General features: G+C 36.7%; 16 protein-coding genes. 9 read left to right on the top strand and 7 right to left on the bottom strand.

Annotated elements, in window-relative coordinates; genetic code table 11:
* Positions 1-29: 29 nt before the first annotated feature.
* Positions 30-1214 (top strand): Bcr/CflA family multidrug efflux MFS transporter, encoded by a 1185-nt coding sequence (locus tag JEP36_RS00865; protein ID WP_198629764.1) that lies wholly within the window; start codon positions 30-32, stop codon positions 1212-1214.
* A gap of 519 nt (positions 1215-1733) precedes the next feature.
* Positions 1734-2081 carry a YejG family protein gene (locus tag JEP36_RS00870; protein WP_072062745.1) on the top strand — a complete coding sequence of 116 codons (348 nt, stop codon included), beginning with the start codon at positions 1734-1736 and terminating at the stop codon, positions 2079-2081.
* Positions 2082-2207: 126 nt separating this feature from the next.
* On the opposite strand, the gene mepS is transcribed toward JEP36_RS00870, so the two are convergent.
* The gene (gene mepS, locus JEP36_RS00875; RefSeq protein ID WP_100157924.1) at positions 2208-2822 is read right to left on the bottom strand and encodes a bifunctional murein DD-endopeptidase/murein LD-carboxypeptidase; all 615 of its coding nucleotides are present in this window, start codon (positions 2820-2822) and stop codon (positions 2208-2210) included.
* A 362-nt stretch (positions 2823-3184) separates the two neighbouring features.
* Complete coding sequence (locus JEP36_RS00880) at positions 3185-3892, bottom strand: phosphatase PAP2 family protein (RefSeq protein ID WP_196533108.1); 708 nt, start codon at positions 3890-3892, stop codon at positions 3185-3187.
* 347 nt (positions 3893-4239) lie between these two features.
* Between JEP36_RS00880 and JEP36_RS00885 the strand changes: the two genes are divergently transcribed.
* Positions 4240-4551, top strand: coding sequence for a hypothetical protein (locus JEP36_RS00885; protein WP_109372856.1), 312 nt, complete (start codon positions 4240-4242; stop codon positions 4549-4551).
* A gap of 266 nt (positions 4552-4817) precedes the next feature.
* The gene (locus tag JEP36_RS00890) at positions 4818-5147 is read left to right on the top strand and encodes a hypothetical protein (protein ID WP_198620664.1); all 330 of its coding nucleotides are present in this window, start codon (positions 4818-4820) and stop codon (positions 5145-5147) included.
* A 141-nt stretch (positions 5148-5288) separates the two neighbouring features.
* Here the strand turns inward: JEP36_RS00890 and yeiP are convergent, their stop codons facing one another.
* The 3 genes from yeiP to JEP36_RS00905 form a co-directional block, all read right to left on the bottom strand.
* Complete coding sequence (yeiP, locus tag JEP36_RS00895) at positions 5289-5861, bottom strand: elongation factor P-like protein YeiP (protein WP_088493223.1); 573 nt, start codon at positions 5859-5861, stop codon at positions 5289-5291.
* Between the two features lie 160 nt (positions 5862-6021).
* A complete protein-coding gene (gene mtr / locus JEP36_RS00900) occupies positions 6022-7263 on the bottom strand; it encodes a tryptophan permease (protein WP_196533110.1) in 1242 nt (413 codons plus the stop codon).
* A gap of 290 nt (positions 7264-7553) precedes the next feature.
* Positions 7554-7970 (bottom strand): nucleotide triphosphate diphosphatase NUDT15, encoded by a 417-nt coding sequence (locus JEP36_RS00905; RefSeq protein ID WP_198629765.1) that lies wholly within the window; start codon positions 7968-7970, stop codon positions 7554-7556.
* A gap of 188 nt (positions 7971-8158) precedes the next feature.
* Here JEP36_RS00905 and fruK point away from each other — a divergent pair, with 188 nt between their 5' ends.
* Entirely contained in the window at positions 8159-9097 is a 939-nt protein-coding gene (gene fruK / locus JEP36_RS00910; RefSeq protein ID WP_196533111.1) for a 1-phosphofructokinase, read from the top strand.
* Between the two features lie 72 nt (positions 9098-9169).
* Here the strand turns inward: fruK and nfo are convergent, their stop codons facing one another.
* Both nfo and JEP36_RS00920 read right to left on the bottom strand, forming a co-directional pair.
* On the bottom strand, positions 9170-10012 hold the full coding sequence (nfo, locus tag JEP36_RS00915; protein ID WP_198629766.1) for a deoxyribonuclease IV: 843 nt from the start codon (positions 10010-10012) through the stop codon (positions 9170-9172).
* 166 nt (positions 10013-10178) lie between these two features.
* Complete coding sequence (locus JEP36_RS00920) at positions 10179-11273, bottom strand: YeiH family protein (RefSeq protein WP_198620659.1); 1095 nt, start codon at positions 11271-11273, stop codon at positions 10179-10181.
* A 184-nt stretch (positions 11274-11457) separates the two neighbouring features.
* On the opposite strand from JEP36_RS00920, the gene yieE reads away from it, so the two are divergent.
* The 4 genes from yieE (at position 11458) to JEP36_RS00940 (ending at position 16315) form a co-directional block, all read left to right on the top strand.
* Positions 11458-12351: a DNA-binding transcriptional regulator YeiE gene (yieE, locus tag JEP36_RS00925; protein ID WP_100157915.1), complete on the top strand. Its 894-nt coding sequence runs from the start codon at positions 11458-11460 to the stop codon at positions 12349-12351.
* A 118-nt stretch (positions 12352-12469) separates the two neighbouring features.
* Positions 12470-13957 carry an amino acid permease gene (locus JEP36_RS00930; RefSeq protein ID WP_160230198.1) on the top strand — a complete coding sequence of 496 codons (1488 nt, stop codon included), beginning with the start codon at positions 12470-12472 and terminating at the stop codon, positions 13955-13957.
* 496 nt (positions 13958-14453) lie between these two features.
* Positions 14454-15533 carry a FecCD family ABC transporter permease gene (locus JEP36_RS00935; RefSeq protein WP_409339353.1) on the top strand — a complete coding sequence of 360 codons (1080 nt, stop codon included), beginning with the start codon at positions 14454-14456 and terminating at the stop codon, positions 15531-15533.
* Positions 15533-16315, top strand: coding sequence for an ABC transporter ATP-binding protein (locus JEP36_RS00940; RefSeq protein ID WP_198620658.1), 783 nt, complete (start codon positions 15533-15535; stop codon positions 16313-16315). Before JEP36_RS00935 ends, JEP36_RS00940 begins: the two co-directional genes overlap by 1 nt.
* Positions 16316-16376: the final 61 nt, after the last annotated feature.

The following is a 16376-nucleotide window of genomic DNA, read 5'->3' on the forward strand; positions in this document are numbered from 1 at the left end:
TATCCTGTCGTTTTTGGGAGTTTATCTGCGTGCAACAGCAACGTTCGTCGTACTTTAGTCTCATTTTAATACTGGGACTTATTTCCATGCTTATGCCATTGGCTATAGATATGTATTTGCCAAGTTTACCTACTATTGCGCAAGATTTTGGTGTGCCAAGTGGCAAAGTACAAATGACATTAAGTATCTATATTTTTGGTTTTGCTATTGGGCAATTAGTCTATGGTCCTATGGCTGATAGCTTGGGACGTAAGCCTGTCATTTTGGGCGGCGTAATTGTTTTTGCTTTTGCCTCTAGTGCATGTGCATTATCTGAATCAATAGATGTGCTAATTGGTATGCGCTTTTTACATGGTTTTGCAGCAGCTGCGGCAAGTGTTGTTATTAATGCATTGATGAGAGATATGTTCTCTAGAGATGACTTCTCTAGAAGTATGTCTTTTGTTGCACTTGTTATGACTATCGCACCTTTATTAGCGCCACTATTAGGTGCTTGGGTGATGAATTGGTTTTCATGGCATGCTATTTTCTGGAGTATCGCGATAGCCGCCGTGATTGCATCTGCATTAATTGCTTTTTATATTCCAGAAACATTACCAAAAGAGCGTCGCCAACGCTTTAGCTTAAGAGTGACATTTAGCCAATTTATTAGTCTGTTTAGAACACGTCGTGTCCTTTGCTATATTTTGGCTTCAGGTTTTTCTTTTGCTGGCATGTTTTCATTTCTTAGTGCTGGCCCTTTTGTCTATATCGAATTGCATGGTATTCCCTTTGATCAATTTGGATTATATTTTGGCTTTAATATCATCTTCTTAATTGTGATGACAAGCATTAATGGGCGATATGTTCGTCGATTTGGTGCGTTGAATATGTTACGCCTAGGATTAACTATTCAATGTATTATGGGGATCTTTTTATTGCTGGTGGTCGCTCTTAATTTACATTTCTATTTCCTTGTTGTGGGTGTAGCAATGTATGTGGGCGGGATCGCAATGATCACATCGAATGCGATGGCCGTTATTCTTGATGACTATCCCCATATGGCAGGAACGGTTTCTTCTCTCGCAGGAACAGTGCGTTTTGGTGTTGGTGCGTTAGTTGGAACGGCTATTGCTATGCTACCAGCAAAATCAGAATGGCCAATGGTAAGCTCTATGGCATTCTGTGTACTGTTTGCTATGGGGTTTATTTTGCTTGCTCGTCGTTATAAATAAGAACATCACGCTATAAATAACAGAAATTTATAGCGTGCTCCTCTTTTCCTGTCTCTATTTCCTCTAAAAACACCACATTTTCCTCTGCTGTATTTCATGAATCGTTTCAAATTAGTGTGATTTTTTGATTTGAATCAATACCTGATGTTGTTTTTTTGTTAAATTAAGTAAAATTTATTTTAATAATCATCTATTATTGTTTTGTTGATATGAAGTATCGTGATAAAAATTGATGGATTGTTTTACATGAATGCGTAATATTTTATGCAATTATTTTATATGGTTGATAAAATGTTAAATAAATGGAAGAATAATTGAAGAGATTAAGCATTGTAGGCATGAATATCTGCAAACGCTAAGCTAAAAGAATGGTTTGATACGTCTCTTCGCTTTTTTGTAAAGCAATTGTAATATTTATGTTCTATGATTAACAAAGTTCTAATATGCGTGTGAGCAAGTCAGTTCAAACTCGTATTGATGATGTATTAAATTAACGTGTTGATGAAACAGGATTGATTTGTGGATAATGTACAACTTTCGGTAGTTCATAAGCTGCCGCTGAGTTATCGGTGGCTAGCAGGCTTTGCAGGCACAAGAGTAGAAATACTGCCTGAAAATGATGCTGGAAAGCAAAATACGCTAATTGGCTTAAAATTATTAAGTCATGATGGTATGACACTGGATGAAGCAATACAGAATTTGCGTCAGTATCTGAGTAATCTCCATATTGATAGCGTTGTGATTGAGTGGGATGGAGCTCCTTGCCTTTTCCTTCATAGCGACGATGAATGTGCTGCATTATGTTGCTTAAAAAACGCGGGTGTCGCTATTGCAGAGCCATTCCCAACGGCATATTCTTATTTATAACACCTAGTTAATGTTATAAAACCAATGTAGTTACTGTGCGGTTTAAGCATGGCCAAGAATATAAAAAAAGCCTCATTATTTATTTTAATGAGGCTTTTTTATTGCAATAAGATATAAGGGAATTAATTATCTTAATACATTTTGCGAAAGGTTGTTTTCAACAAGCGCTGCGTCATTTTTGTCAATAACACGTCTTGCTGCATAAAAACGTTTGTTCCAGTAGACATTAGACATTTCTGACACTGTTACACCATTGCTGGTGGATGCATGTACAAATTTATCATTACCGATGTAAATTCCAACATGGCGCATAGTACGGCCTGTTTTGAATAGAACGAGATCGCCTGCTTGTAATTTTGATTTATTAACCTGGGTACCAGAGAACTGCTGGTCTGAGGTCGAGCGAGGAAGTTCTACACCGAATTGGTCAAGAAAGGTTCTTTGTACAAAGGCAGAACAGTCGATGCCTTTTTTAGTATCTCCACCTAAACGATAAGCGACGCCTTTCCAGTCTGCATATTGGTCAAGTATCTTAGATTTTATATCGAGATTCTTCACCAATGATTCAAATTCATCTTGTGATGCTTGGGAAATAGATGTGCTTGATGATGTATTAAGTGGGGTAGTGCTTGAATTCGCTAAGCGTGAATTTGCGTTCTGTGAGCTACATGCTGATAGCGTAGCTACAACAATGAACGCCGGTATGAGCTTAAGCATTCTCATATACGGTTTTGTTCTCATTGTGACAGATTTCCCTTACATCCTTACGTGCAGAAGCGCACATGAATTATTCACCAAATAACCAGAGAATATAGTGTAATTTAACTCTGGCAACCCTATTTCGCGAAAAACGTGCTCTAAAGCACGTAAATATCCACATTAAACAATAAATAATGAAGAAACCAGAAAAGTGTACAGAAAGAGGGGCTAAATGGCGAGAGAAAAGGAGCTTAATTTACAAAACATTAGATAATAAAGTGCTAATACTTAAAATAGATCTCATTTTGTCATAATAATATCATTTAATTGTCAAAAAAATGACCAAAAGAATAAGTGCAATATTACACTTATTCTCTTTTAATAAATTAAATGTGTTTTCCCTTTTATTTTTTAAAAGGAAGATATTTTTCTAATTGTCTGACAATAATATCTGATAATGGTGTAATTAATAACCAACTTGTTGTGATTAAAGTTAAAGAAATAGAACCAACTAATATATCTGATGCCCAGTGTGCACCGGCCATAACTCTTGGTAATGAAAATACGACAGTAATAAGAAGAGCACATAAGAAAGAACGAAACGAGAGATAACGTAATATAAAGCTACAGAAGATAAGTAGCATCAAACCATGATCGCCAGGGAAGCTATCACCTGAGGCATCTTTTGTAGGAATACCAGTCACAACGCCCACTCTATGCACATCTTGAAAATGAAGTGTTGGGCTTGGTCTTTCAATGGGAATATTTTGTCCCAATTGATTAATCAGCACTGCACTTATTACCATCACTAATCCCACAATGACAAGATGGCGTTTACCCATATAATCTTTTTTACGGAATGTATTGTAATAAAGTGCACCCATCGCCAGCAAAATAACTAAATCAAACTTCCTATTATTGGTATAAGCCACAAAAGAGGCAAAAAAAGTATCAGGTAAAATGTGCTGATTAAAAAAATAAAAAATATGAGTGTCAATTGATAGCCAAAATCCATGTTGTGCTGGAAGATACCAAGAGAAAAAAATAATTAGACCTGCAAGATTAAGTAGAAAAATAGCGAGTGCTTTTTGGTGAAAATAAGAAAGTTTCATAATAATAAAATGACAAATTTTGCGTGTGTTTGGTGATCTTGATCACAAAAAGTTTGAGTTTAATTATAGAACTATAACCAAAATAAAAAAATAGATCTTTGCAATTTGCTGTTTGTGTAAATGTTATACTTTAGTTTCATTTCTGTTGGATTTTTTCATACTCACTTAACTCAAATTTAGAATATTTTTTCTTGATACTCGTAATTTGAGTATTATATAATTTTTTTCTATTCTTTAATTAAAGATAAAAGTTAAATAAATAAAGTAACAAGCCGATATTAGTTAGGACTTTAATAACATATTGGCTTGTGGAATTTACACACCCCAATAATCATAGGAGGCTAGTTTTGAATAAGTTATGTATTGCTGCTACGTGCTTAACTTTATTATTAAGTACACCTACTTTTGCTAAGGAAAATAAAGTCATTGGTTCCGGAACTATAACTTTTGTTGGTGCAATTGTTGAGGGCAATTGCCTAATGGATACAGAGAAAAACACTTTTAAAACAAGCTGTTGGAATGGAACTGAAATGCAAGAATCTCAATATCAGTTAGAAAGGAATAAGCACTTTAATTCTAAATTGATTAACAACAAAGGCTCTATGGATATTAAATGGATTAATGATAATTTAGCTGTAATGAACATTGTTTATAATTAGTTTCCCATAGACCTAATAATAAAAATAATTGTATTAATTAAATAAAATTTTAATGCTTTTATAGAATTGTTATTAAAGTTAAAAATATTTGACTTAAGTTTAATCAACGTTGATTTCTTATTTATAAACATCGAACACTTATATTTGATAGACATCAAATATTCCTCTTATGTCTATATGAATGTCATATTTTATTGCTATGATGAAAATATGTCGGGTAGGTGTGATCCTCATACCTGCTAGCGCAAACAAGAAGTGAGGTCGTTATGAGAAAATATCTGACCGTAGTATGCAGTCTTCTCGTTTCCAGTTCGATATCATTAGCTTGGGCATCTGATCCTATGCAAACAACAGGGCAGATTTATCTGCGGGGTGCGATTGTGGATCCTGCATGTGAGATGAATTTCACATTTGATAAAGCTGAATACCAATGTTACAAACACAACAAAGTGTTTACATCTACTCAATCTATTGTTCCTGCGTCTTTTGATAAATCCCAACAAACTATTATTTTGCCTCAAGATATGGGCAAGGCTGAGATCCGTTGGATGGATGATATCCAAAAGAATGGTGTTATTGACGTTCACTATTTTTAAGGTGTCTGTGGGTAGACAGAGGTAGGTTGCAAAAGATAAACAAGTCAAATAATCGTTTGTCACATTGGGTTTCTTACGATTATCTGACCTATTTAAAGCAACATTAGCTATACGCTAATGAGTAGGGTTTCTGACTGTTGATTAGTCAGCTCGGCCCATATAGCGACGTTCAGCAATATGAATACGAACTTTATCGCCAGTAGAAAGGTATTCAGGAACCTGAATAACTAACCCTGTTGGCAATGTTGCAGGTTTAGTACGAGCACTTGCAGAAGCGCCTTTAATACCTGGAACAGTTTCAACAATTTCCATATCAACAGTTTGTGGCAGTTCTAATGCTAAAACTTGACCATCCATTGTTAATACTTGCATTCCTGCTAAGCCTTCCTCAGGAATAAACAGTAATTCATCTTCAATTTGATCTTTTTTGAAGGTATACGGTGTGTAATCTTCATTATCCATAAAGATATATTCATCACCATCAATGTAAGAAAAGCTCACAGCACGACGTGTTAAGCTGATGGTATCAATCATATCATCGCCTTTAAAACGCTCTTCTACTTTTTGGCCTGTACGGATATCAGTAAAACGCATTTTGTACAGTGTACTTGCACCACGAGCACTTGGTGCTTGGATGTCGATATCTTTTACCAGTAATAACTTGTTGTTATAACTAACAGCCATACCACGTTTAATTTCATTGGCTTTTGCCATATAAAACCTTCCATTAAATAACATTGACGATAATGGCGACAAAATTACTCGCAGTGCAGAAACTTGGCAAGTTATTCGCACATTTTTTTATAAGATTTGATGAAAAAACAAAGCCAGCTGAAGTGGAGCTGGCTTTAGATACAGGCTTTTAGAAAAGAAATTAACGGTAGATAGGCAGAAGATTAAAGTTCGCTAAAATATGTGCGCTGGCATTGATAACACCAAACAAAATGACGAATCCAATCATAAACATACCACCGGGCGCTTTAAAGCTTTGACTTTGATTACGTTCACGACTCGCTTTTGCCATTAATGCTGGAATAATTGCAGCCCAAATGGTTGCTGCCAGTCCTGCAAAACCAATGGCATATAAGAAACCATCAGGAAAAATAATTGCCAAAATAGTCGGTGGTATAAACGTTACTAATGCAGATTTAAATCGACCACTTCTTGTATTTGAAAACTTAAAAAAGTCTGCTAAGTAATCGAATAATCCTAATGACACTCCTAAGAATGAACTTGCTAGTGCCATATAAGAGAAAAAGTCTAATAACATTGATACAGAGGCATTGGCGGTTGTTGAACGCATTTGTGCTAATAAGTTACCAATATTCCCACCATCAGCAATTACTTGTTTGAAATCTTCGCGAGGAATATTACCTTGTACAACAAACTGCCATAAAATATAAATTGCCAGTGAAATCAATGTACCAATAAGCAAGCTTTTCATAACAGCTTTACCATCTTTACGGTAATACGTCACTAAGCCTGGAATATTGCCGTGATAACCAAATGAGGTCAGTAAATAAGGTAATGCGGCTAAAGCATAAGGCAAGTAGCTTGCATTGTTTTCGTTAGTGTTAAATAACACTGGCATTTTTACTTCCGTAAATAGACCGCCAATAGCTAACACAAAGGCAATTACCATACCACCAATTAAAATGGTGCTTAATCTATCTACTGCGCGTGTTGATAACCAAACAAAGAAAGCAACAATTAATGCAAAGACTAAACCAGCAATAGCTTGAGGGACGCTTATCACATTTGCAAAGTTTTGCACAATAATGGAGCTACCCGCAGAAATATAAGCGTAAGTTAAAATATAAAGAACAAACGCAATAGATAGTCCATTAATGGTGCTCCAACCTTTTCCTAATAAGTCTTTGGTAATGGTATGAAAGCTTGAGCCTAAAGGATAATGAAGGTTTACTTCTAAAATCATTAACCCCGACATAAATAAACAAAACCAAGTGTAGATCAGAAGAAAAATAGAACCGGTAAACCAGACACCGGAAGTCACAATAGGAATGGAAAACATGCCTGCACCCACAGCGGTGCCAGCAATGATCATTGCACCACCAAGTATGGATGGGCGCTTTGTTATTGATGTGACTTCTGACATAGGATGTCCTTATAAAATTGACTCAATGTACTAGCTTGATGGTGTAAAGAATACACTTTTGCTATAAAGGTGTAAATAGAGGTTATTGTGCTTTATAAAAGAAAAAAGTGAGTAAAAATAATACAATAGGAGAAGGTAATTATATAAATCAATAGATTAGAGTGAGAATTATTAGAAATGATAAAGAAATATCGCTATAAAAAAGTGAAAATTTGCGCAGAAATAGATAATTCAAACATTATTCTGAACAAAAAAGATCCAGAATAATGAAAGTGATAGGGCGTTTTTAATTAGCCTTGATAAAACTGCTTACTTTTCCATAATGCAATAGAATTGCGACTGGCTTCAAAGTGTGGCTCAGGTAAATCATCAGGTGAACACCAGCGAAGTTCAGAACATTTATCTGGTTCCATCAATTTAGGTTCGTCACCTTGATGTTGTGCGATCATACAAATAGAAACTGTGTGTTTACCTTCTAATTGATAAGTTTCTAGATTATTGCTAATACCAATCACTTGTGGCTCAGTGATCGCAATACCAATTTCTTCTTCTATTTCTCGAATTGCACATTGCTCAAAAGTTTCACCTTCATCAACATGCCCACCAAAAATTGACCAATAAGGGGCATGTTTTCCACAACGTTTTCCTAATAATACTTCACCATTTTCATTAGTGATAATTACACCAACGCCGACTACGACTGACATTTGAGACTCCTTTTTTCTTTTTTATATAGTTAATGTATAAAATAAGTCGCTTTTTACGGGTGATATTCTCCATTGAGGATGAATAGAGTGCAAGGAGAACCAGCTCGATTTCACTGAATAAAAGGTTAATTGATGCTATAAATAACACCCTAAATATTCATAATAAAAAATGATTGGGGAGTGAAGGCATGAGTCGCCGTGTCGCTACGATCACCTTAAACCCTGCTTATGATCTTGTTGGTGCTTGTCCAGCTATTGATGTAGGTGGTGTTAATTTAGTCCGAACTGCTGGACTTAATCCTGCGGGTAAAGGCAATAATGTCGCGAAAGTCTTACGTGATTTAGGTATCGATATTACTGTTAGCGGGTTTATGGGACGCGAAAATCAAGAAGAGTTTCAGCATTTCTTTAGTGAAAATGGTATGGCGAACCGTTTTTATCTAGTGTCGGGACGAACACGCATAAATGTAAAGCTAACTGAAGGAAAAGGGCAAGTCACCGACTTTAATTTTTCAGGATTTACAGTATCACCACAAGATTGGCAGCGTTTTGCAACAGATTCGCTTAATTGGCTTGGTCATTTCGATATGGTGGTTGTCAGTGGAAGTTTACCTAATGGTGTTGATCCTGAAGCTTTTACCCAATGGATGATTAAGTTAAGAATATTATGCCCATGCATTATTTTTGACAGCAGTCGTGATGCTTTAGTCGCAGGGTTAAAAGCGGCACCTTGGTTGATAAAACCTAATCATCGTGAATTAGAAGCGTGGGTTGGACATTCATTAACTGAAATGGCAGATATTATTAAAGCTGCTCATCAATTGCGAGATAAAGGCATTGCGCATGTCGTTATTTCACTGGGTGAAAGAGGAGCTTTATGGGTAAATGCATCTGGAGCATGGCTTGCAAAGCCACCACATTGTGATGTGATAAGTACCGTTGGTGCTGGGGATTCAATGGTTGCTGGATTAGTCTATGGCTTATTAATGAGCCAAACGAGTGAGCATACATTGCGCCTTGCAACCGCTATTTCTGCGTTATCAGTCAGTCAGCCTGATGTAGGAATAAAAGACAGAAGCCAGCTTGCTGAAATGATGACTAAGATTGAGTTAACACCTATTAAATAAAGTAATTTGCGGTTTATTGTTATAAAGCGAAAATTGTATAAACCGCAAAACTCATTACTGTTAGTGCTGTTATTAGTATTGTTGTGATTTCAACCAAGCAATTTCGGCAGGCCAAATATCAGGATTAATGGTTTCTAAAATCAGCGGAATACCATCAAAACGTTTATCTTGCATAATATAACTAAAAGGCACTTTACCAATATTACCTTCACCTAAACTATGGTGGCGATCTACACGACTGGCTAATTCACTTTTTGCATCATTAAGGTGCATCGCTTTTAGGTATTGAAAGCCGACAATCCTTTCAAATTCAGCGAATGTTTTTTCGCAATCTTCAATTGTTCTTAGATCATAACCTGCGGCGAAAGTGTGGCAAGTATCAATACAAACGCCTACACGAGATTTATCTTCTACGCCATCAATAATGGCGGCTAGATGTTCAAAACGATAACCTAGATTTGTTCCTTGCCCTGCTGTATTTTCAATTACGGCAGTGACATTTTTAGTTTTTTCTAAAGTGATGTTAATTGATTGGGCAATTTTTTGTAGACACTTATCAACATCAATCTTATTTAAATGACTTCCTGGATGGAAATTCAGTAACTCAATACCCAGTTGTTCACAACGCTGCATTTCATCTAAAAATGCATCTCTCGATTTTTCGAGAGCATCTTCTTCAGGGTGACCTAAATTAATGAGATAGCTGTCATGGGGTAAAATTTGAGAGGGGCTATAACTATAAAGTTCGCAGTTCTTTTTAAATTTATCAATAACTTCTGTGGATAATGGTGCAGCTTTCCACTGGCGCTGATTCTTAGTAAAAAGGGCAAACGCAGTCGCTTTTATTTCATGTGCGCGTAATACCGCCTGATCGACGCCACCAGCAGCACTGACATGTGCGCCAACAAATTTCATTCTTTCTCTCCTTAGATTTATTTCACACCATGATAACAAACATACAGCGTATAACATCATATTGAGATGATAAAAGCAAAAAAGCGCAACTAAAAATAGTTGCGCAATTGAAAAGTACTTCTCAAGGCGAAATTTTAAAGGGAATTAATTTTTATCGATATTCCTATTAAGACATCAACACAGTTTGAATAAAGATATTAATCATTGCCCCACCAAGGGTTAACCAGAAAAATAAGAATAATGCTAACAATAACGGTTTGACGCCCGCTTGTCGGATAGCACTGATATGTGTTGTTAAACCTAATGCCACCATAGCCATTGCTAATAAAATGGTATCGATAGTTACAATATAACTAACAATAGACGCTGGAATTAAATTCAAAGAGTTAAAACCCGCCATTAAAATAAAGAATACGGCAAACCAAGGAATAGTAATTGGGCTTTTCTCAGTAGATTGCGCGCCATTGTTTGCCTTGCTTTTCTTTTTACTTAAATAAGCTGAAAGAATAATTAAGAATGGTGCTAGCATCATTACACGGATCATTTTACTAATAACCGCTGCATTTTCAGCATCAAGACTAATTGAGTGCCCGACGGCGACAACTTGAGCCACTTCGTGAATTGTTGAACCTGAGAAAATACCAAAGGTTTCTTCTGTAAATGGTAGCCAGCCTGCAAATGCATTTAAGTGATAGAACCAAGGGTAAAGAAAAATACCAATAGTCCCGAAAATCACAACAGTAGAAACCGCAACAGCGACTTGGCTTGCTTGTGCTTTAACAACAGGCTCTGTCGCCATAACAGCCGCAGCACCACAAATACTACTACCTGCACCAATTAAGATGACAGTTTGTTCATCTAAACCGAAATATTTGCGACCAATCCACATAGCAATAAGAAAAGTCGATATCAGCATAATGGCATCTATAATTAAACCTGTTGCACCTACATCTGCAATTTGCTGAAAAGTCAGTCTAAAACCGTACAAAATAATACCTGTACGTAATAAATAGTGTTTGGCGAATTTGACACCTTCGTCACTATAAGGTTTGGCAACAGGATAAAAGGTATTACCCACAATAATACCGAATAGGATAGCCAGTGTTAATGCACCTAAACCCATGCTAGAAAACCAAGGAATATCACCAATATAAATAGCAAGCGCAGTTAATACACCTGTTAGTAATAAACCAGGAAGCCAGCGATAGACTGGAGTAAAACATTTTTTCGCCAATGTAATAGGTTGACTTTGCTCTGACATAGAAAAACCTTGCTTATATGAATTTTGCATAAGCATATAACAAGCAATCTTATTTATTAAACTCATTATTTTTATAATAATAACCAGTAAAACTAATATAGGTGTATTTTCTTAAATGTACTTGGTATGTTACTGGTTTGTGGATAGTATGTTATTACAATGACAGCTCAAAGGTGGAATGGATATGCGAATTACGTTGCGGCAACTGGAAGTCTTTACTGAAGTTCTCAAGAGTGGTTCTACAACGCAAGCATCACAACAGCTTGCTTTATCTCAATCTGCTGTCAGTGCATCTTTAACTGATCTCGAAAGCCAACTAGGCGTACAGCTTTTTGACAGAGTGGGAAAACGGCTTGTCACAAATGAACATGGGCGATTACTTTATCCCAGAGCATTATCTTTACTTGAACGAGCAACGGAAGTGGAGCAGTTATTCCAAGCTGGAAATGGTGCTTTGCGCATCGCTGCAAGTACAACAATAGGTAATTATATTTTACCTCAAATGTTGGGGAATTTTCATCGTAACTATCCTGATATTCCGCTAGAAATGAGTATTGGAAATACCGAAGAAGTCGTTAAATTAGTGAGCGAATTCCGTGTTGATTTAGGGTTAATTGAAGGTGCTTGTCAAAGCTCTGAACTCATTAGCCAGAAATGGCTTTTAGATGAAATGGTTATTTTTTGCTCACCCGATCATCCGTTAGCTAAAGCACCAAAAGTGACTTTAACTGATTTACAGTCGGCTCCTTGGATTTTACGAGAAAATGGTTCGGGAACTCGAGATGTACTTAACCATCTTCTATTTGCTTCTTTACCGGGCTACCGCATTGAAATGGAATTAGGTAACTCAGAAGCAATAAAACACGCTGTGATGTATGAAATGGGGATCAGCTGTTTATCTCGCCGAGTCATTGAAGAGCAGATCAATAATGGCTCATTAAAAGAGATAAAAGTAGAAGGGCTGGCCTTACAACGTACTCTATATCTTGTATATCATCGTCAAAAACATGTCTCTGATGCATTGAAAAAACTTCTGACGTATTGTAATGCTGAACACTTAATCGGCAATTTTTCATAAATTGCTAATAATTGACGCCCGATCATGAAGGTATCTTATAATCCCAGATCCTTGCTATTCACAAACGACAGATTTGCTACAATCCTCGTTAGAAAAGTGAATATAAAAGTGGAATGTTATGTCAGAACAACAAAATAGTACTGCTGATTCGGGCGCAGTACGCACTTTGCGCCGAGAGTTAAAAGCGCGACATTTAGCGATGATCGCTATTGGTGGTTCAATTGGTACAGGGCTTTTTGTCGCATCTGGTGCAACTGTTGCTCAAGCAGGGCCAGGTGGGGCATTACTCTCTTATGCTTTAATTGGATTAATGGTCTATTTTCTAATGACCAGCCTTGGGGAATTAGCCGCATTTATGCCTGTTTCCGGCTCATTCTCAACATACGGTTCTAAGTATGTAGAAGAAGGTTTTGGTTTCGCATTAGGCTGGAACTATTGGTATAACTGGGCAGTTACAATTGCTGTTGACCTTGTTGCTGCACAATTGGTGATGCTCTATTGGTTCCCTGATGTTGATGGTTGGATCTGGAGTGCTCTATTCCTTGGCGTTATTTTCTTACTCAACTATATTTCTGTAAAAGGATTTGGTGAGGCAGAATATTGGTTCTCCTTAATCAAAGTTTCCACAGTAATTATCTTTATTATTGTGGGTATTGCGATGATCACTGGCATTATGAGAGGTGCCGAAAACGCAGGTTGGCATAATTGGGAAATTGGTGATGCACCTTTTGCGGGTGGATTTGCCGCCATGATTGGTGTTGCCATGATTGTTGGTTTCTCATTCCAAGGCACAGAATTAATTGGTATTGCGGCGGGTGAATCTAAAGATCCAGCTAAAAATATTCCAAAAGCTGTGCGTAAAGTCTTCTGGCGTATCTTATTATTTTATATCTTCGCGATTTTAATTATTAGCTTAATTATCCCTTACACTGATCCTAATTTACTGCGTAATGATGTAGGTGATATTAGCGTTAGTCCATTCACATTAGTCTTTAAAAATGCGGGATTATTATCTGCGGCTGCCATCATGAATGCGGTTATCTTAACAGCGGTACTTTCTGCTGGTAACTCAGGCATGTATGCATCAACGCGTATGCTGTTTACATTAGCAAGAGAAGGCAAAGCACCAAAATGCTTTGGTAAATTGTCTAAAAATGGTGTACCACGCAATGCGCTTTATGCAACAACGGTTGTTGCTGGTCTATGCTTCTTAAGCTCAATGTACGGAAACCAAACTGTCTACTTGTGGTTATTAAATACCTCGGGAATGACGGGTTTTATTGCATGGTTAGGTATTGCGATTAGCCACTACCGTTTCCGTAAAGGGTATGTTGCACAAGGTCGTGATTTAAATGACTTACCTTATCGCTCTGGCTTCTTCCCAATTGGTCCTATTTTTGCCTTTATATTGTGTTTAATTATTACATTAGGCCAAAATTACCAAGCTTTCTTAGAAGATACGATTGATTGGTATGGTGCCATTGCAACCTATATTGGTATCCCATTATTTTTATTAATTTGGTTTACTTATAAGATTGTGAAGAAAACCCGCTTTATTCGTTATAACGAAATGGAATTTCCAACACATATTGCGAATAAAAAATAACCTCTAAATTAAGTTATTAAAACGCCCGTTTTGTGATCAAAATCACTATAAAACGGGCGTTTTTTTATTTTTTTAACCAGTCAATTATAAAAAATATACAAAAATTCTAATTATATTAGTAATCGCATTGATAATAATTATTATTTGCTTTATTGTTAGCGCATAATTTATTTACTGAAAAATAAAATGATGGCGCTATTGGTTGTAAATAATATGCTTAATGTAATGAGTCTGATAACAATTAGCCATTCTAGTGTTCAATACAGCCAACCAACAATTTATCGTCATATAATAAGTTACACAGCGGATATGTTTCACCGTATAATAATTTTGCGACTCACTTCTTTGTTGAATGAATTGTCTCAAATTAATAACTGGCTTTTGGTACATAAGAAACAGTTGATGAGTTGTACGGTATGTTTTTGCCTATTGAATGTGTTGGCAGAAGCAGAAAAACGTAGAAAAAAAACTAGGTACAACAATTGATATGAGCATTATGTCAGATAGACTCGCCACACAAGAGCATGAAAGAGATCCATCAGATAATGTGAAAGTCCATTATCGAAAAATGATGAATAAACGCATGTTATGGTTGGGAGTTATCGTTTTGATTATTTGTGGTTCAGTGGTGTTAGATTTCACCATGGGACCTTCTGGTTTATCGCTTGATAAATTATTAACAACCCTTTTTCAACCTGAGCTTGTTGATGCAGGTTCTCGAGTGATTGTATGGGATATCCGCTTACCTTATGCCCTAATGGCGGTTGTGGTAGGGATGTCACTAGGATTAGCGGGTGCAGAAATGCAAACTATTCTAAATAACCCGTTAGCAAGTCCATTCACATTAGGTTTATCAAATGCGGCTTCATTTGGTGCTGCATTAGCGATTGTTTTAGGTATTGGTATTCCGGGTATTCCTGACCAATGGTTTATTTCGGCGAATGCGTTTCTCTTTGCATTATTATCAGCTTTATTATTAGACGGAATAACTCGTTGGACTCGAGTTCCTACATCTGGAGTAGTGCTTTTTGGTATTGCCATGGTGTTTACCTTTAATGCACTAGTCTCAATGATGCAATTTATTGCAACAGAAGACACTCTCCAAGGTTTGGTTTTCTGGACTATGGGAAGTTTAACGCGTGCAACATGGGTAAAACTCGGTGTTATGGCGGGTGCTTTTGCTGTCATTATGGCGATTTCATGGATGAGTTCATGGAAGTTAACTGCATTGCGATTAGGTGAAGATAGAGCGATTAGCTTTGGTATTGATGTAAAGCGTTTAAGATTAGGCTCATTACTGCGCATCAGTATTTTAACCGCGCTCGCAGTCGCTTTTGTTGGACCAATTGCTTTTATTGGTTTAGTTGCCCCTCATATTGCTCGCATGATGTTTGGCGAAGACCATCGATTCTATCTGCCAGCAAGCGCATTAATTGGTGCTTTAGTTTTATCATTGGCATCTATTGCTTCTAAAAATTTAATACCAGGTGTCATTATTCCAGTCGGTATTGTGACATCGCTGGTGGGCGTGCCATTTTTCCTCAGTATGATTTTACGTCATAGGGGGAATATCTAATGATGGAAGGATTAAAGATCCGAGATTTTAGTGCTGGATATGCTAAACATCTTATCATTAAGGCACTGGATGTTGAGCCTTTGCCAAAAGGAAAGGTCACCGTATTATTGGGGCCGAACGGTAGCGGAAAATCAACATTATTAAGAGCGTTAGCTGGATTAAATAAATCATCAGGTGTTGTCAGTTTAGATGGCAACGATCTAGCATCGATGAATTTTGCACAACGTGCTCAAAATGTAGTCTATTTGCCACAAACATTACCTGCTGGTGTTCATTTACATGTTTTAGAGTCCATTATTGTGGCGCAGCGTGCTTCAGGTGGGTTACATAATGAACATAGTGAAGCTCAGGTAATGCACTTATTACGCCAATTAGGTATTGAGCATTTAGCATTACGTTATTTAGATGAATTATCGGGTGGTCAAAAACAATTAGTGGGGCTTGCTCAATCATTAATTAGACAACCCTCTTTATTATTATTGGACGAGCCATTAAGCGCACTAGATCTTAATTACCAATATCATGTAATGGATTTAGTTGCTAAAGAAACACACCGTAGAAATATTATTACTGTCGTCGTTGTCCACGATATTAATATCGCCTTACGACATGGCGAACATGTATTAATGTTGAAACAAGGACAGTTAATTGCACAAGGCACGCCAGATAAGGTTATCACGGCACAAAGCCTTGCCGATGTTTATGGTGTTCAAGGTCGATTGGAATATTGTTCACAAGGAATACCTCAAATCATTATTGATGGTTTAGTGGATAAAATATAGAGAAGTAAAAAAGAAAGAGAAAAGAAGTAAATATAGGAACGCAGTAAATAGGGATATAAAA

It is taken from the genome of Proteus sp. PR00208 (assembly GCF_016238545.1).
Taxonomy (GTDB): domain Bacteria; phylum Pseudomonadota; class Gammaproteobacteria; order Enterobacterales; family Enterobacteriaceae; genus Proteus.